The sequence below is a fragment of the Pseudomonas sp. GCEP-101 genome (assembly GCF_025133575.1).
GTDB classification, from domain to species: domain Bacteria; phylum Pseudomonadota; class Gammaproteobacteria; order Pseudomonadales; family Pseudomonadaceae; genus Pseudomonas; species Pseudomonas nitroreducens_B.
In genome coordinates this window covers 1,863,147-1,880,642 of sequence record NZ_CP104011.1, presented here as the reverse complement: position 1 = coordinate 1,880,642, position 17,496 = coordinate 1,863,147, and the positions used below count along the sequence as shown (strand labels likewise).

At 62.9% G+C, this 17,496-nt stretch carries 15 protein-coding genes and 1 pseudogene; 12 read left to right on the top strand and 4 right to left on the bottom strand.

What is annotated here, in order from left to right; genetic code table 11:
• The first annotated feature begins 31 nt into the window (after positions 1 to 31).
• Both gmhB and N0B71_RS08430 read left to right on the top strand, forming a co-directional pair.
• Positions 32 to 562, top strand: coding sequence for a D-glycero-beta-D-manno-heptose 1,7-bisphosphate 7-phosphatase (gmhB, locus tag N0B71_RS08435; RefSeq protein WP_259758304.1), 531 nt, complete (start codon positions 32 to 34; stop codon positions 560 to 562).
• Between the two features lie 13 nt (positions 563 to 575).
• Complete coding sequence (locus tag N0B71_RS08430; protein ID WP_259758303.1) at positions 576 to 1,349, top strand: lysophospholipid acyltransferase family protein; 774 nt, start codon at positions 576 to 578, stop codon at positions 1,347 to 1,349.
• Between the two features lie 58 nt (positions 1,350 to 1,407).
• Here N0B71_RS08430 and gyrB read toward each other — a convergent pair whose 3' ends face one another.
• From gyrB to dnaA, 4 genes and pseudogenes are all read right to left on the bottom strand, one after another.
• On the bottom strand, positions 1,408 to 3,825 hold the full coding sequence (gyrB, locus tag N0B71_RS08425) for a DNA topoisomerase (ATP-hydrolyzing) subunit B (RefSeq protein WP_259758301.1): 2,418 nt from the start codon (positions 3,823 to 3,825) through the stop codon (positions 1,408 to 1,410).
• A gap of 3 nt (positions 3,826 to 3,828) precedes the next feature.
• A pseudogene (gene recF / locus N0B71_RS08420) lies at positions 3,829 to 4,931 on the bottom strand (DNA replication/repair protein RecF).
• Between the two features lie 9 nt (positions 4,932 to 4,940).
• Positions 4,941 to 6,047, bottom strand: a complete 1,107-nt coding sequence (dnaN, locus tag N0B71_RS08415; RefSeq protein ID WP_259758298.1) for a DNA polymerase III subunit beta — start codon at positions 6,045 to 6,047, stop codon at positions 4,941 to 4,943.
• Between the two features lie 29 nt (positions 6,048 to 6,076).
• A complete protein-coding gene (gene dnaA, locus N0B71_RS08410) occupies positions 6,077 to 7,606 on the bottom strand; it encodes a chromosomal replication initiator protein DnaA (RefSeq protein WP_259758297.1) in 1,530 nt (509 codons plus the stop codon).
• Between the two features lie 519 nt (positions 7,607 to 8,125).
• Between dnaA and rpmH the strand changes: the two genes are divergently transcribed.
• From rpmH to N0B71_RS08360, 10 genes are all read left to right on the top strand, one after another.
• Positions 8,126 to 8,260: a 50S ribosomal protein L34 gene (gene rpmH / locus N0B71_RS08405; protein WP_003100258.1), complete on the top strand. Its 135-nt coding sequence runs from the start codon at positions 8,126 to 8,128 to the stop codon at positions 8,258 to 8,260.
• A 14-nt stretch (positions 8,261 to 8,274) separates the two neighbouring features.
• Positions 8,275 to 8,682, top strand: a complete 408-nt coding sequence (gene rnpA, locus N0B71_RS08400; RefSeq protein ID WP_081518987.1) for a ribonuclease P protein component — start codon at positions 8,275 to 8,277, stop codon at positions 8,680 to 8,682.
• Positions 8,675 to 8,923 carry a membrane protein insertion efficiency factor YidD gene (gene yidD, locus N0B71_RS08395; RefSeq protein ID WP_259758296.1) on the top strand — a complete coding sequence of 83 codons (249 nt, stop codon included), beginning with the start codon at positions 8,675 to 8,677 and terminating at the stop codon, positions 8,921 to 8,923. The genes rnpA and yidD overlap by 8 nt, the downstream gene beginning before the upstream one ends.
• Positions 8,924 to 8,925: 2 nt before the next feature.
• On the top strand, positions 8,926 to 10,674 hold the full coding sequence (gene yidC / locus N0B71_RS08390; protein WP_259758295.1) for a membrane protein insertase YidC: 1,749 nt from the start codon (positions 8,926 to 8,928) through the stop codon (positions 10,672 to 10,674).
• Between the two features lie 106 nt (positions 10,675 to 10,780).
• Positions 10,781 to 12,148, top strand: coding sequence for a tRNA uridine-5-carboxymethylaminomethyl(34) synthesis GTPase MnmE (gene mnmE, locus N0B71_RS08385; protein WP_259758294.1), 1,368 nt, complete (start codon positions 10,781 to 10,783; stop codon positions 12,146 to 12,148).
• Between the two features lie 547 nt (positions 12,149 to 12,695).
• Positions 12,696 to 14,588 (top strand): tRNA uridine-5-carboxymethylaminomethyl(34) synthesis enzyme MnmG, encoded by a 1,893-nt coding sequence (mnmG, locus tag N0B71_RS08380; RefSeq protein ID WP_259758293.1) that lies wholly within the window; start codon positions 12,696 to 12,698, stop codon positions 14,586 to 14,588.
• Complete coding sequence (gene rsmG / locus N0B71_RS08375; protein WP_259758292.1) at positions 14,588 to 15,238, top strand: 16S rRNA (guanine(527)-N(7))-methyltransferase RsmG; 651 nt, start codon at positions 14,588 to 14,590, stop codon at positions 15,236 to 15,238. The genes mnmG and rsmG overlap by 1 nt, the downstream gene beginning before the upstream one ends.
• Positions 15,239 to 15,256: 18 nt before the next feature.
• Positions 15,257 to 16,045 carry a ParA family protein gene (locus N0B71_RS08370; RefSeq protein WP_259758291.1) on the top strand — a complete coding sequence of 263 codons (789 nt, stop codon included), beginning with the start codon at positions 15,257 to 15,259 and terminating at the stop codon, positions 16,043 to 16,045.
• A gap of 17 nt (positions 16,046 to 16,062) precedes the next feature.
• Positions 16,063 to 16,935, top strand: a complete 873-nt coding sequence (locus tag N0B71_RS08365) for a ParB/RepB/Spo0J family partition protein (RefSeq protein ID WP_259758290.1) — start codon at positions 16,063 to 16,065, stop codon at positions 16,933 to 16,935.
• A gap of 152 nt (positions 16,936 to 17,087) precedes the next feature.
• A complete protein-coding gene (locus tag N0B71_RS08360; RefSeq protein WP_259758289.1) occupies positions 17,088 to 17,495 on the top strand; it encodes a F0F1 ATP synthase subunit I in 408 nt (135 codons plus the stop codon).
• The last annotated feature ends 1 nt before the right edge of the window (position 17,496 follow it).

Genomic DNA, 17,496 nt, shown 5'->3' with positions numbered 1-17,496 from the left:
TCCGACTCTTGAAGCGCGTGACCTTCCCAGCATGAAGCTACTGATCCTCGACCGCGACGGTGTCATCAACCAGGACTCCGACGCCTACATCAAAACCCTCGACGAGTGGATTCCGATTCCCGGCGCAATCGCCGCCATTGCTCGCCTGAGCAAAGCCGGCTGGACGGTCGCCGTGGCCACCAACCAGTCGGGCATCGCCCGCGGCTACTACGACCTCGCCACCCTGGAAAGCATGCATACGCGTCTGCGTGAGCTGGTGGCGGAGCAGGGCGGTGAACTCGGGGTCGTCGTGTACTGCCCCCACGGCCCGGATGAGGGTTGCGACTGTCGCAAGCCGAAACCCGGTATGCTGCGGCAGATTGCCCAGCATTACGGTGTGGATCTGCGCGGTGTCTGGTTCGTGGGTGACAGCCGGGGTGACCTGGACGCGGCGTTGGCCGTCGATTGTCAGCCCGTGTTGGTAAAGACCGGCAAGGGCGAGCGCACCCTGACCAAGCCGCTGCCCGACGGCACGCGGGTATTCGACGATCTGGCGGCGGTTGCCGACCATCTACTTTCCTGAGGATTCAACGCCCATGTCGACCGTGCAGGCCATCAGAACCGTTCTCTTCTACCTGCTGCTGTCGTCCAGCGCTTTCGTCTGGGGCACCCTCAGCCTACTCATCGCGCCCTTCCTGCCGTTCCGCGCGCGCTACCGTTTCGTCGCCCAGGCCTGGTGCAAGTTCGCCGTCTGGCTGGCGTCGTGGATGGTCGGCGTGCGCTATGAACTCAAGGGCGTGGAGAACATCCCGGACCAGCCCTGCGTGATCCTCTCCAAGCACCAGAGCACCTGGGAGACGTTCTTCCTCACCGGCTACTTCGAACCGCTCGCCCAAGTGCTCAAGCGCGAGCTGCTGTTCGTGCCGTTCTTCGGCTGGGCGATGGCGTTGCTCAAGCCCATCGCCATCAACCGCGACCAGCCCAAGGTCGCCCTCAAGCAGATGGCCAAGCAGGGCGACGAGCGCCTGAAGCAGGGCGCCTGGGTGCTGATCTTCCCGGAAGGCACCCGCGTGCCGACCGGCCAGATCGGCAAGTTCTCCCGCGGCGGCGCCGCCCTGGCGGTCAACGCCAACCTGCCGGTGCTGCCGATCGCTCACAACGCCGGGCACTGCTGGCCGAAGAACGGCTGGGCGAAATACCCGGGCACCATCCAGGTAGTGATCGGCCCGGCCATGCATGCCGAAGGCGAGGGCGCCCGCGCCATCACCGAGCTCAACCAGCGCGCCGAGAACTGGGTCATCCAGACCCTGCGCGACATGGGCGAGCTGCCGGCCGACGCCACGCCACAGACGGTGGCCGAAGCCTCCTGAGGCTTTCCACGAAGCAAAAGAAAAGGGCCCCGAAGGGCCCTTTCTTTTTGCCTGGCGATCAGACGTCCAGGTTGGACACCGCCAGGGCGTTGCTTTCGATGAAGTCGCGGCGCGGCTCCACGGCATCGCCCATCAGGGTGTTGAACAACTGGTCGGCCGCGATGGCGTCCTCGATGGTGACCTTCAGCATGCGGCGCACGTTCGGGTCCATGGTGGTTTCCCACAGCTGATCCGGGTTCATCTCGCCCAGACCTTTGTATCGCTGGATGCTGTGGCGCTTGGTGCCTTCGGTCATCAGCCAGTCCAGGGCTTCCTTGAAGCTGCTGACGTTCTTCTTGCGCTCGCCCTTCTGCACATAGGCGCCGTCTTCCAGCAGGCTGTTCAGCTTGCTGCCCAGCTCGGTTACCGCGCGGTAATCGTTGCTGGCGAAGAAGTCGCGGTTGAAGGTGACGTAGTTCGACAGGCCGTGGGCAACCATCTCGACTTCCGGCAGCCACAGGTGACGCTCGCGGTCTTCGCGCAGGCTGACCTTGTAGGTCAGGCCGGACTTCTCGACGGCCTTCAGGCGCGCCTGGAACTGTTCGATCCACGCCTGCATGGTGGCTTCGTCACCCAGCTTGTCGGCTTCGATGCGCGGCAGGTAGATGAAGTGCTCGGTCAGGTCCTGGGGGTACAGACGGGACAGGCGGGCGAGAGTACGCATGACGCCACGGTACTCGTTGACCAGCTTCTCCAGTGCTTCGCCGGACAGGCCCGGGGCGCTTTCGTTGACATGTACGCTGGCCTCTTCGAGGGCCGACTGGGTCATGTACTCTTCCATGGCCACGTCGTCCTTGATGTACTGCTCCTGCTTGCCACGCTTGACCTTGTACAGCGGCGGCTGGGCAATGTAGATGTAGCCGCGCTCGACCAGCTCCGGCAGCTGACGGAAGAAGAAGGTCAGCAGCAGAGTACGGATGTGCGAACCGTCGACGTCAGCATCGGTCATGATGATGATGTTGTGGTAGCGCAGCTTGTCGATGTTGTACTCCTCGCGACCGATACCGCAGCCCAGCGCGGTGATCAGCGTGCCGACCTCCTGGGAGGACAGCATCTTGTCGAAGCGAGCCTTCTCGACGTTGAGGATCTTGCCCTTGAGCGGCAGGATCGCCTGGGTCTTGCGGTTACGGCCCTGCTTGGCAGAACCGCCCGCGGAGTCACCCTCCACGATGTACAGTTCGGAGAGGGCGGGGTCCTTTTCTTGGCAGTCGGCAAGCTTGCCCGGCAGGCCGGCGATATCCAGCGCGCCCTTGCGGCGGGTCATCTCACGAGCCTTGCGCGCGGCCTCGCGGGCGCGGGCGGCGTCGATCATCTTGCCGACCACGGCCTTGGCTTCGTTCGGGTTTTCCAGCAGGAAGTCGGCGAAGTACTTGCCCATCTCCTGTTCCACGGCGGTCTTCACCTCCGAGGAAACCAGCTTGTCCTTGGTCTGCGAGCTGAACTTCGGATCCGGCACCTTCACCGAAATGATCGCGGTCAGACCTTCGCGGGCATCGTCGCCGGTGGTGGCGATCTTGAACTTCTTCGCCAGGCCTTCCTGCTCGATGTAGTTGTTCAGGTGGCGGGTGAGGGCAGAGCGGAAGCCTGCCAGGTGGGTGCCACCGTCACGCTGGGGAATGTTGTTGGTGAAGCAGAGGATGTTCTCGTTGAAGCTGTCGTTCCACTGCAGGGCGACTTCCACGCCGACGCCGTCTTCTTCGCGCTGGCAGTTGAAGTGGAAGACCTGGTTCACCGCGGTCTTGTTGGTGTTCAGATACTCGACGAACGCACGCAGGCCACCTTCGTACTTGAACAGCTCTTCCTTGCCGGCACGCTCGTCGCGCAGGACGATGCCCACGCCGGAGTTCAGGAAGGACAGCTCGCGGATCCGCTTGGCCAGGATGTCCCAGCTGAAGTGGATGTTGTGGAAGGTTTCCGGGGACGGCTTGAAGTGCACCTCGGTGCCGGAGCCGTCGGTGTCACCCACCGGGCGCAGCGGGAACTGCGGCACGCCATGGTGGTAGACCTGTTCCCAGACCTTGCCTTCACGGCGGATGGTCAGGCGCAGCTCGTGGGAGAGGGCGTTCACCACCGACACGCCGACACCGTGCAGACCGCCGGAGACCTTGTAGCTGTTGTCGTCGAACTTACCGCCGGCGTGAAGGACGGTCATGATGACCTCGGCCGCGGAGACCCCTTCTTCCTTGTGGATATCCACCGGAATGCCGCGACCGTTGTCGCGCACGGTGATGGATTCATCGGTGTGAATGGTGATGCTGATTTCGCTGCAGTAGCCCGCCAGCGCTTCGTCGATCGAGTTGTCCACGACCTCGAAAACCATGTGGTGCAGGCCAGTGCCGTCGTCGGTATCACCGATGTACATGCCCGGACGCTTACGTACGGCATCCAGCCCCTTCAGTACCTTGATACTGGAAGAGTCGTAGGTGTTCTCGCTCATTCTTCACTCCCGATGGTAGTGTCCTGAGAGACGCGCCCATGTTCCACGTGGAACATTGACACCGGCGTTTCCGTTTGCCAGCCGTCTTTCAATAAGTGCGGGTCGACGCAGGTGATGAATACCTGGCAACCCAGATCTTCGAGAAGCCGGCACAACGACAACCGGTGCTTCTCATCCAGTTCGGAGGGGAGGTCGTCCACCAGGTAGACGCATTGCCCGCGCTTGGCCTGGTTGATCAAATGCCCCTGGGCGATCCGCAACGCGCAGACCACCAGTTTCTGTTGGCCACGGGATAAAATCTCCGCGGCATTGTGTCCCCCCAGACGAATTCTCAAATCCGCCCGTTGCGGTCCCGCCTGGGTGTGCCCCATCTGCTGATCGCGCAGCAAGCTGGAGGAGAGGACATCGCTCAGGTCGCGTTCCTTATCCCACCCTCGGTAATAGCTGAGCGTCAGATCGTCGAGCTGGATAAGCTCGGCCAAGGTGCGCTCGAACTGGGGTTTGAGAGCCTGGATATAGGACCGCCGATACGCGTCGATTTCGTCGCTCGCCGCGCATAATTCGCGGTCCCACGCAGCCTGCGAAGCACCGTCCAGTTTACCATGTCGGAGCCACGAGTTCCGCTGCCGTAGGGCCTTCTGCAGGCGTTGCCAGGCCACCATGAAGCGTTGTTCCACGTGGAACACTCCCCAGTCGAGGAACTGCCGGCGAATCTTCGGCGCGCCCTCGAGCAGGCGGAAACTGTCCGGGTTGATCAACTGCAGTGGCAAAGTCTCGGCCAGCTGCGCAGCGCTGCGGGCGTTCTGCCCGTCGATGCGAATCTGGAATTCGCCGTGGCGATCCCGTGAAACACCCAGGCTACTGTCGAACCCATTGGCCAGACGCACCTGCCCGAACACCGTGCACGCCGGTTCTTCGTACTGGATGACAGGTTGCAGGCGCATGCTGCGGAACGAGCGGGCGAGGCCGAGCAGGTAGATGGCTTCCAGCACGCTGGTTTTGCCGCTGCCGTTTTCGCCGTAGAGGATGTTGATGCGGGGGGAGGGGGAGAAGGTCACCGGGTGCAGGTTGCGCACCGCGGTGACCGAAAGGCGGGTAAGGGACATCGATACGCGTCAGAGGCGCATCGGCATGACGACGTAGGCGGAATCGTCGTTGTCCGCTTCCTGCAGCAGCGCACTGCTGTTGGAGTCGGAGAGAATCATGCGGACCTGCTCGGTACCCATGACGCCCAGGACGTCCAGCAGATAGCTGACGTTGAAGCCGATTTCCAGGCTGCCGCCGTTGTAGTCGACCTGCACTTCTTCTTCCGCTTCTTCCTGCTCCGGGTTGTTCGCCTGGATCTTCAGGAGGCCGCTGGTCAGTTGCAGGCGAATGCCGCGGTACTTTTCGTTCGACAGAATCGCGGTACGGCTGAAGGCTTCGCGCAGCACCTGGCGATCGCCCAGCACCAGCTTGTCACCGCCCTTGGGCAGCACGCGCTCGTAATCCGGGAACTTGCCGTCCACCAGCTTGGAGGTGAAGGTGAACTCGCCCGTGGTGGCGCGAATGTGATGCTGGCCCAGGACGATGGAAACCTCGCCGTCCTGCTCGGTGAGCAGGCGCGCCAGTTCGAGGATGCCTTTGCGCGGCACGATCACCTGGTGGCGATCTTGTGCTTCCGGCACGCCGTTGCTCAGCGAGCACATGGCGAGGCGGTGGCCGTCGGTGGCCACGGCGCGCAGCGTGCCGCCGCCCACTTCAAGCAACATGCCATTCAGGTAGTAGCGGACATCCTGCTGCGCCATGGCGAAGCTGGTGCGGTCGATCAGGCGACGCAGCTTGCTCTGCACCAGGCTGAAGGTCAGCGAGCCCGGACCTTCTTCCACAGTGGGGAAGTCGTTGGCCGGCAGGGTGGACAGGGTGAAGCGGCTACGGCCGGCTTTCACCAGGAGCTTCTGCTCGTCGACGCGGATATCGATCACGGCATCGCTGGGCAGGCTTTTGCAGATGTCCATCAGCTTGCGCGCGGGTACGGTGATTTCGCCCGGCTCGGCAGCATCTTCCAGCGTGACGCGTCCCACCAGCTCGACTTCGAGGTCGGTGCCGGTCAGCGACAGCTGCTGACCTTCGACGACCAGCAGGACGTTGGAAAGAACCGGCAGCGTCTGGCGGCGCTCGACGACGCCAGCGACCAGCTGCAGGGGTTTCAACAGAGCTTCGCGTTGAATAGTGAAATGCATGGTCTAGTCCCTTGCCTCGTGAGGCTGCGTCAGGTGGTCAGAGTACGCAGCAGGTTCTTGTAGTCCTCGCGGATATCCGCGTCGGATTCCTTGAGTTGAGCGATCTTACGACAGGCGTGCAGCACCGTGGTGTGATCCCGACCGCCGAAGGCCACGCCGATTTCCGGCAGGCTGTGGTTGGTCAGTTCCTTGGACAGTGCCATGGCGACCTGACGCGGACGAGCCACCGAGCGCGAACGGCGCTTGGACAGCAGGTCGGCGATCTTGATCTTGTAGTACTCGGCGACGGTGCGCTGGATGTTGTCGATGCTGACCAGCTTGTCCTGCAGGGCCAGCAGATCCTTCAGCGACTCGCGGATCAGCTCGATGGTGATCGGCCGTCCCATGAAGTGCGAGTGGGCGATCACGCGCTTGAGCGCACCTTCCAGTTCACGCACGTTGGAGCGGATGCGCTGGGCGATGAAGAACGCGGCATCGTGCGGCAGTTCGACCTTGGCCTGCTCGGCCTTCTTCATCAGGATCGCCACGCGGGTTTCCAGTTCCGGCGGCTCCACGGCCACCGTCAGGCCCCAGCCGAAGCGCGACTTCAGGCGCTCTTCCAGTCCTTCGATTTCCTTCGGGTAGCGGTCACTGGTCAGGATGACCTGCTGGCCGCCTTCGAGAAGGGCGTTGAAGGTATGGAAGAATTCTTCCTGCGAGCGCTCCTTGCGGGCGAAGAACTGGATGTCGTCGATCAGCAGCGCGTCCACCGAGCGGTAGAAACGCTTGAATTCGTTGATGGCATTCAGCTGCAGGGCCTTCACCATGTCCGCGACGAAACGCTCCGAATGCAGGTACACGACCTTGGCGTTCGGGTTCTTCTTCAGCAGATGGTTACCCACAGCATGCATCAGGTGGGTCTTACCCAGGCCGACACCACCATAAAGGAAGAGCGGGTTGTAGCCGTGCTTGAGGTTGTCAGCCACCTGCCAGGCGGCCGCGCGGGCCAACTGGTTGGACTTACCCTCGACGAAGTTCTCGAAGGTAAAGGTGCGGTTGAGGTAGCTGGTGTGCTTGAGCGCACCTTCCACCTGCACGTTACGCTCGGTGCGCACTGCTGCCGCGGGCATCGCCGCGGCCAGCGGGTCGATGCCCGGGCTGGACTCATCGAGATCGGCAAGGGTCTGCACGGGCGCCGCCTGGATCGGCTGCGGCTCGGGCAGGGCCTGCGCGACAGGCGCCGGTGCGGCGATCGGTGCCGGCGCGGCGGCAACCGGAGCCGCCTGGACGGTGACCTGCGGCGTCGGTACCAGGGCCGGGCGCGGCGTACGGCTGCGGCGGCTGCCGATCAACAGCGAGATCGCCGGAATCTGACCACTGCCGCGCTCGCCCAACAGCTCGAGCAGGCGCCCCATGTACTTCTCGTTGACCCAGTCGAGTACGAAGCGGTTGGGTGCGTAGACGCGCAGCTCTTCACCCTCGGACTCCACCTGCAACGGTCGGATCCAGGTATTGAATTGCTGGGACGGCAGCTCGTCGCGCAGAAGCTCCACGCACTGCTGCCAAAGTTCCACGGACACGGATATCCCCCAAAGAAGTCGCAAAGCGAAACAGGCGGCTATTGTAGCTTCGCCGGACCAACTTATCCACAGTTAAGCGTGCCGGGATGCAAGGAAAATCAAGGTGTTAATGATTTTACCGGCGGTCGGGTAGGAGCGCCGTGAACCTTGTGGATAACCACTTTATGGGGCAGGGGATGGGCCGGTTGATCGTTCTGTGGAAAAAATCCCTGTGGAAAAAACCGCTTTCCATACCCAGCTTTCCAACCGCCTCCGCACAAGACACCCACGCCTTCCGGACAGGGTTATCATTTCCCCTGAGCCCGTCGCCCCTAGCCCTGGGGCAACTTATGCACAGGCGACCGCCTGCTTAAACATAATCATCGCTTCAATCTTTAGAAAAAGAGATTTCCTTCCTTTCTATAGATTTTGTATCCGCGGTTGGTTGGAAATTGACCTGACCGGCTGATTTCACTAGAATCGCCGGTCTCTTTAAACGGGGTCACTGCGACCTCATGTCGTCAACCCAGGTACCGAATCATGAAACGTACTTTCCAACCCAGCACCCTCAAGCGCGCTCGCGTTCACGGCTTCCGCGCTCGCATGGCCACCAAGAACGGTCGTCAGGTTCTGTCGCGTCGCCGCGCCAAGGGCCGCAAGCGTCTGACCGTCTGATTTGTCTGACACAGGTGGTGAGTCGAGATTTCAGCCGGGATAAACGTCTTCTGACAGCCCGGCAATTCACCGCAGTCTTCGACTCCCCCACCTCCAAGGTTCCCGGCAAGCACATCCTGCTGCTGGCGCGCGAAAACGGTCTCGATCACCCCCGCCTGGGCCTGGTGATCGGCAAGAAGAACGTCAAGCTCGCCGTCGAGCGCAACCGCCTCAAACGCCTTCTCCGCGAATCCTTCCGCCATCACCAGCAGAAGCTGGCCGGCCTGGATATCGTGGTGATTGCGCGAAAAGGTCTTGGCGATCTGGAGAATGAAGAACTGCACCAGCAGTTCGGCAAGCTCTGGAAGCGCCTGTTGCGCAATCGGCCCAGCCCGGAACCTTCGACAGAATCTCCGGGAGTGGCCGACAGTTCCCATGCGTAGACTGGCCCTGTTACTGATCCAGTTTTACCGCTACGCCATCAGTCCCATGATGGGCAGGCACTGTCGTTTCTACCCCAGCTGTTCCTGCTACGCGCAGGAAGCCATCGAAACCCATGGCTTCCTGCGTGGTAGCTGGCTGGCCGCTCGTCGCCTCGGCCGCTGCCACCCCTGGCATCCCGGTGGCTACGATCCGGTACCGCCAGATCCTTCCAAGCCCGCCCCTTCCCCGACGGCCGAGTAACCATGGACATCAAACGTTCAATCCTATTCGTCGCCCTGGCAGTCGTGTCCTATGCGCTGGTCCTCCAGTGGAACAAGGACTACGGCCAGCCCGAACTGCCGGCGCAGACCGCGACCTTCAACCAGACTGAAGGCCTGCCGGACACTTCCGTGCCTGCCGGCAACGCGGCCAATGCCGACGTACCCACCACGCAGAACGCCCAGGCCAGCCTGCCCACCGAGCAGAAGCCGGTGGCAGCCAGCGAACAGCTGATCCGCGTGAAGACCGATGTCCTTGACCTGACCATCGACCCGCGCGGCGGCGACGTGATCAAGCTCGGCCTGACCCAGTACCCGCTGCGCCAGGACCGCCCGGACGTACCGTTCCCGCTGTTCGAGCGCGACAACCAGCGCACCTATCTGGCCCAGAGCGGCCTGACCGGGGCCAATGGCCCGGACGCCGCTGCCAGCGGTCGCCCGCTGTACGCATCGGCCAAGCCGGTGTACGAACTGGCCGACGGCCAGGACCAGATGACCGTCGACCTGACTTATGCACAGGACGGCGTCAGCTACATCAAGCGTTTCACCTTCCACCGCGGTCTGAAAAACGATTGCACCGAGAAGGAAAAGGCGCAGAAGAAGCTCGAGTGCATCAACCCCAATGCCTATCAGGTCGGCGTGACCTACCTGATCGACAACCAGAGCGACAAGCCGTGGAACGCCTCGCTGTTCGCCCAGCTCAAGCGTGACGCGAGCGTCGACCCGTCCTCCACCACCGCCACCGGCGTATCGACCTACCTCGGCGCCGCGGTCTGGACCCCTGAAAAGCCCTACGTGAAAGTGTCCATGAAGGACATGGACAAGGAGCAGTTCAAGGAAACCGTCCAGGGCGGCTGGGTAGCCTGGCTGCAGCACTACTTCGTCACCGCCTGGGTTCCCGCCAAGGGCGATACCCACAGCGTGATGACCCGCAAGGACGCCCAGGGCAACTATATCGTCGGCTACACCGGCCCGAACCTGAGCGTTGCGCCGGGCGCCAAGGGCGAAACCAGCATGACCCTCTACGCCGGCCCGAAACTGCAGGCGTACCTGAAGGAACTGTCCCCGGGTCTGGAACTGACCGTGGACTACGGCCCGCTGTGGTTCATCGCCCAGCCGATCTTCTGGCTGCTGCAACATATCCACAACCTGGTTGGTAACTGGGGCTGGTCGATCATCTTCCTGACCATCGTCATCAAACTGGCCTTCTTCCCGCTGTCCGCCGCCAGCTACCGCTCCATGGCCCGCATGCGCGCCGTGTCGCCGAAACTGGCAGCCCTGAAGGAACAGCATGGCGACGATCGCCAGAAGATGTCCCAGGCGATGATGGAGCTGTACAAGAAGGAGAAGATCAATCCGCTGGGCGGCTGCCTGCCGATCCTGGTGCAAATGCCGGTCTTCCTCTCCCTCTACTGGGTGCTGCTGGAAAGCGTCGAGATGCGCCAGGCCCCGTGGCTGGGCTGGATCGTCGACCTGTCAGTGAAGGATCCGTTCTTCATCCTGCCGATCATCATGGGCGCCACCATGCTGGTCCAGCAGATGCTCAACCCGACGCCGCCGGACCCCATGCAGGCCAAGGTGATGAAGCTGATGCCGATCATCTTCACCTTCTTCTTCCTGTGGTTCCCGGCCGGTCTGGTCCTGTACTGGGTGGTGAACAACTGCCTGTCCATTGCCCAGCAGTGGTACATTACCCGTCGGATCGAAGGTGCAGCGAAGAAGGCTTCCGCCTGACATCGCAGCCCGACCCCGATCGACAAGACGCCCCCTCGTGGGGCGTTTTGCTATGTGGATAACCTTGCCCTGCGCACGCCACGACACCAACCGCGAGACCGCCGACATGAATGCAGCCCGTGAAACCATCGCCGCCGTCGCTACCGCCCAGGGCCGTGGCGGTGTGGGCATTGTCCGCGTCTCCGGTCCCCGTGCCCGTGCCATGGCCATCACCCTGAGCGGCCGCGAGCCACAACCGCGTTATGCCCACTACGGGCCGTTCCACGCCGATGACGGCGATGTCATTGACGAAGGCCTGCTGCTGTACTTCCCCGGCCCGAACTCCTTCACTGGCGAAGACGTGCTCGAGCTGCAGGGCCACGGCGGCCCGGTGGTGATGGACATGCTGCTGCAACGCTGCCTGGAGCTGGGCGCACGCCAGGCCCGCCCCGGCGAGTTCAGCGAGCGCGCGTTCCTCAATGACAAGCTAGACCTGGCCCAGGCCGAAGCCATCGCCGACCTGATCGAGGCCAGCTCGGCACAGGCGGCACGTAACGCCGTGCGCTCGCTGCAAGGCGAATTCTCCCGCCGCGTCCACAGTCTCACCGACCAACTGATCGGGCTACGCATGTACGTCGAAGCGGCGATCGACTTCCCCGAAGAGGAAATCGACTTCCTCGCCGATGGCCATGTCCTCTCTCAACTGGACGCAGTGCGCGCCGAGCTCGCCTCGGTACTGCGCGAAGCGGGCCAGGGCGCGCTGCTGCGCGACGGTATGACGGTCGTGATCGCGGGGCGCCCCAACGCCGGCAAGTCCAGCCTGCTGAACGCCCTGGCGGGCCGGGAAGCCGCCATCGTCACCGATATCGCCGGCACCACGCGCGACGTGCTGCGCGAACATATCCACATCGACGGCATGCCGCTGCACATCATCGACACCGCCGGCCTGCGCAGCACCGATGACCATGTGGAAAAGATCGGCGTGGAACGCGCCCTGAAAGCGATCAGCGAAGCCGACCGGGTGCTCCTGGTGGTGGATTCCACCGCGCCGGAGGCCAGCGATCCCTTTGCGCTGTGGCCGGAATTTCTCGACAGCCGCCCTGACCCGGCGCACGTCACGCTGATCCGCAACAAGGCGGATTTATCCACAGAGAGTATCGCGCTCGAAGAGAGCAGCGACGGCCACGTCACCATCACCCTGTCCGCGCGTTCCGGCAAGGGCCTGGACCTACTGCGCGAGCACCTCAAGGCCTGCATGGGGTTCGAACAGACTGCCGAGAGCAGCTTCAGCGCGCGCCGGCGTCATCTGGAAGCGCTCCGTCAGGCGGACGACAGCCTCGAGCACGGCCGCGCGCAGCTCACCCTGAGCGGCGCAGGCGAGCTGCTGGCCGAAGACCTGCGTCAGGCCCAGCAAGCGTTGGGCGAGATCACCGGGGCCTTCACGCCGGATGATCTGCTAGGCCGTATCTTCTCCAGCTTCTGCATCGGCAAGTAATCCACAGCGCTGTTTTTCCCCACCGGTGGCGGCGTCGCTCCGTCACCGCGCTCGCGGCTGCCCGGCTTTCCCATAACTCCCATCTGTCCACAGCCATAGATCACCCAGAAGCCCCGATATTCGGCGGATACAGCGCATCGGAGCGGCATTCCACAGGCCTCCGTGAACCCTGTGGAAAACTCACGTACAGATGGGTTAACAAACCTTGTCCCAGCCGGTGGATAAATCCGCCTGTTGATAACATAGGCTTTCATCCACAAGCTGAACACGGGCGATCCCCCGTCACCGTACAGCATCGACACAGGGTTGTTAGGCGCTGAAATGCAGCCTGCATAGGGCTTGTAGGTGGTTATCCACAGAAAACGGCTTCACCATACATAAACACAAGCTCTAAAAAGATTTAAAAAATTCCTCTCTTTTTATTTTCTATAGAGGCCCACCACGCCCACTGGCTATTTTTTGTTCAGGTGCCTTCAATCGAAAGCCCTTAACCCCTATACTGTCCGGCTCTCTTCTTTCTTCTTGATCAACAGGCACGAGGTGCGTGGTGGATTTCCCTTCCCGTTTTGACGTGATCGTGATCGGCGGCGGCCATGCCGGCACAGAGGCCGCGCTAGCGGCTGCACGCATGGGCGTGAAGACGCTGCTGCTCACCCACAATGTGGAAACCCTTGGCCAGATGAGCTGCAACCCTGCCATCGGTGGGATCGGCAAAAGCCATCTGGTAAAGGAAATCGATGCGCTGGGCGGTGCCATGGCACTGGCCACCGATAAAGGCGGCATCCAGTTCCGCGTGTTGAACAGCCGCAAGGGCCCGGCAGTGCGCGCAACGCGCGCTCAGGCAGACCGCGTTCTCTACAAGGCCGCCGTGCGCGAGATCCTGGAGAACCAGGCGAATCTGTGGATATTCCAGCAAGCCTGCGATGATCTGATCGTCGAACAGGATCAGGTGCGCGGCGTAGTGACCCAAATGGGCCTGAAATTCCACGCCGATAACGTCGTACTGACCGCCGGCACCTTCCTCGGCGGACTTATCCACATCGGCCTGGAGAACTACTCCGGCGGCCGTGCCGGTGATCCGCCCTCGATCGCCCTGGCTCGCCGCCTGCGTGAACTGCCGCTGCGTGTCGGCCGCCTGAAGACCGGCACACCGCCACGGATCGACGGCCGCAGTGTCGATTTCAGCGTGATGACCGAGCAGCCCGGCGACACGCCGATCCCGGTAATGTCCTTCCTGGGCAACAAGGACATGCATCCGCGCCAGGTCAGTTGCTGGATCACCCACACCAATGCGCGGACCCACGAGATCATCGCCTCCAACCTCGATCGTTCGCCCATGTATTCGGGTGTGATCGAAGGGGTCGGCCCGCGCTACTGCCCGTCCATCGAAGACAAGATCCATCGCTTCGCGGACAAGGACAGCCATCAGGTCTTCCTGGAACCCGAAGGTCTGACCACCCATGAGCTGTACCCGAACGGCATCTCCACCTCGCTGCCCTTCGATGTGCAGCTGGACATCGTCCGCTCGATCCGCGGCATGGAGAACGCCCACATCGTTCGCCCCGGCTACGCCATCGAGTACGACTACTTCGACCCTCGCGACCTGAAGTACAGCCTGGAGACCAAGGTCATCGGCGGCCTGTTCTTCGCCGGCCAGATCAACGGCACCACCGGCTACGAAGAAGCCGGCGCCCAGGGTCTGCTCGCCGGCACCAACGCCGCGCTGCGTTCGCAGGGTCGCGACAGCTGGTGCCCGCGCCGCGACGAGGCGTACATCGGTGTGCTGGTCGACGACCTGATCACCCTCGGCACCCAGGAGCCGTACCGCATGTTCACCTCGCGCGCCGAATACCGGCTGATTCTGCGCGAGGACAACGCCGACCTGCGCCTGACCGAGAAGGGGCGCGAGCTGGGCCTGATCGACGACGAGCGCTGGGCCGTGTTCGAAGCCAAGCGCGAAGGCATCGAACGGGAAGAGCAGCGCCTGAAGAGCACCTGGGTTCGCCCCAACACCCCGCAGGGCGATGCCATCGCCGCGCGCTTCGGCACGCCGCTGGCCCACGAGTACAACCTGCTAAACCTGCTGGCCCGCCCGGAAATCGACTACGTCAGCCTGGCCGAAGTGACCGGCGCTGGCGCTGAAGATCCGCAGGTCGCCGAGCAGGTGGAGATCCGTACCAAGTACGCCGGCTACATCGACCGCCAGCAGGAGGAGATCGCTCGCCTGCGGGCCAGCGAAGACACCCGCCTGCCTGTGGATATCGACTACCAGTCCATCTCCGGGCTGTCCAAGGAGATCCAGCTCAAGCTGGGCAACGCCCGACCGGAAACCCTCGGTCAGGCCGGCCGCATCCCGGGCGTGACGCCGGCGGCCATCTCCCTGTTGCTGATCCATCTGAAAAAACGCTCCTCCGGTCGACAGTTGGAGCAGAGCGCCTGATGTCCCTGGTCACCGCCCGCCACGCCGAAGAACTCGCGCGTGGCATCCAGACGCTCGGCCTGGATATCGACGCCGCCACACAGCAGCGCCTGCTGGATTACCTGGCCCTGCTGGCCAAGTGGAACAAGGCCTACAACCTCACCGCGGTGCGCGATGTGGATGAAATGGTCTCGCGCCACCTGCTCGACAGCCTGAGCATCGTCCCGCAGTTCGTCGCCGCCGGCGGCGATCGCTGGCTGGACGTCGGCAGCGGCGGCGGCATGCCCGGCATCCCGCTGGCCATCCTGTTCCCCGGCAAATCCCTGACCCTGCTGGACAGCAACGGCAAGAAGACTCGCTTCCTCACCCAGGTGAAGCTGGAACTGAAGCTCGACAACCTGCAGGTTATCCACAGCCGGGTGGAGGCCTTCCAGCCGGAGCAAGCGTTCAACGGCATCGTCTCCCGGGCCTTCAGCAGCCTCGAAGACTTCACGAATTGGACACGTCACCTGGGCGACACCCAGACCAACTGGCTGGCCATGAAAGGCGTCCACCCCAGCGACGAGCTCGCGGCACTTCCGGAAGATTTCCGCGTCGAAGCCGAACGCGCTCTGGCGGTGCCGGGTTGCCAAGGCCAGCGCCATCTGCTGATACTGCGCCGCACTGCATGACGGGGAGTGGGGAAAACCATGGCTAAGGTATTCGCGATCGCCAACCAGAAGGGCGGCGTCGGCAAGACCACGACCTGTATCAACCTCGCGGCATCGCTGGTCGCCACCAAGCGACGCGTGCTGCTGATCGATCTCGATCCACAGGGCAACGCCACCACCGGCAGCGGTGTGGATAAGTTGTCCCTGGACCATTCCATCTACGACGTGCTCACCGGCGAATGCGACCTGGCCCAGGCCATGCAGTTCTCCGAGCACGGCGGCTACCAGCTGCTGCCCGCCAACCGCGACCTCACCGCGGCGGAAGTGGTGCTGCTGGAAATGGACATGAAGGAACACCGCCTGCGTCATGCGCTGGCGCCGATCCGCGAAAACTACGACTTCATTCTCATCGACTGCCCGCCGTCGCTGTCGATGCTGACGGTCAACGCCTTGTCCGCCTCGGACGGCGTGATCATCCCGATGCAGTGCGAGTACTACGCACTCGAGGGCCTGACCGACCTGATGAACAGCATCCAGCGCATCGCCGAGCGGCTGAACCCGGCGCTGAAGATCGAAGGCCTGCTGCGCACCATGTACGACCCGCGCATCAGCCTGACCAACGACGTCAGCGCGCAGCTGCAGGAACACTTCGGCGACAAGCTCTACACCACCGTGATCCCGCGCAACGTGCGATTGGCCGAGGCACCCAGCTTCGGCATGCCGGCGCTGGTCTACGACAAGCAATCCCGCGGTGCCCTCGCCTACCTGGCGCTGGCCGGCGAGCTGGTGCGCCGACAGCGCACCGCCCGCACCACCGCCCCCGCCTAAGAGATTAAGGAACCCGCATGGCCGCCAAGAAACGAGGTCTCGGACGCGGGCTGGACGCCCTGCTCAGTGGCTCCAGCGCCGCTACGCTGCAGGAAGAAGCCGTTCAGGTGGACAGCAAGGAGCTGCAACACCTGCCGCTGGACCTGATCCAGCGCGGCAAGTACCAGCCCCGCCGGGACATGGATCCGCAGGCCCTGGAAGAGCTCGCCCAGTCGATCAAGGCCCAGGGCGTGATGCAGCCGATCGTCGTGCGCCCGATCGGCAAGGGCCGCTACGAGATCATCGCCGGTGAGCGCCGCTGGCGCGCCAGCCAGCAGGCCGGCCTGGACAAGATCCCGGCCATGGTCCGCGAAGTGCCCGACGAAGCCGCCATCGCCATGGCGCTGATCGAGAACATCCAGCGCGAAGACCTCAACCCCATCGAGGAAGCTGCCGCGCTGCAGCGCCTGCAGCAGGAATTCCAGCTGACCCAGCAACAGGTCGCCGATGCCGTGGGCAAATCCCGCGTCACCGTCGCCAACCTGCTGCGCCTGATCGCCCTGCCGGACGAGATCAAGACCCTGCTGTCCCACGGCGACCTGGAAATGGGCCATGCCCGCGCCCTGCTCGGTTTGCCCGAGAATCGGCAGGTGGAAGGTGCGCGACATGTTGTCGCACGCGGTTTCACCGTGCGTCAGACCGAAGCACTAGTGCGCCAGTGGCTCAACGCCCCCGAGGAACCTGTCAAAGCAGTCAGGACCGACCCGGACATCAGCCGTCTCGAACAGCGCCTGGCCGAGCGCCTGGGCGCTCCGGTGCAGATTCGCCACGGTCAGAAAGGCAAGGGCCAGTTGGTGATCCGCTACAACTCCCTCGATGAGCTGCAGGGCGTCCTCGCCCACATACGCTGATACGAAAGGCTATGTAGGGGGTCGTCGGAAATCACTACCTGACGGTTGAACGGGTATGCGGCGCCCCCTATACTCTGCGCGCAATTTTGTCGGCACAAAGTATGCCAAGTTGTTGATTTACTGAGCCGACACCAGAGGACTGTGAGCTAGAGATGGAACCCAGCAAGCCAAATCGTTTGCCCTTCCATCGTCAACCGGCGTTTCGCCTGTTGCTCGTCCAGCTGGTGGTGCTGCTTATCGGTGCAGCAGTCCTGTGGTTTGCACGGGGATCGGTCGCAGGCTATTCCGGATTGCTCGGGGGCCTGATTGCGTGGTTGCCGAATCTGTACTTTGCTCGCAAGGCGTTCCGCTACAGCGGCGCGCGTTCTGCCCAGCTGATAGTCCGGTCCTTTTATGCCGGTGAGGCGGGAAAACTGATTTTGACGGCAGTGCTATTCGCACTGGCGTTTGCAGGTGTGAAGCCCCTGGCGCCGCTGGCGCTGTTCGGCCTCTACCTGCTGACCCTCGCGGTCAGCTGGTTTGCACCCCTGCTGATGCGAAACACATTTACAAGACCTTAGA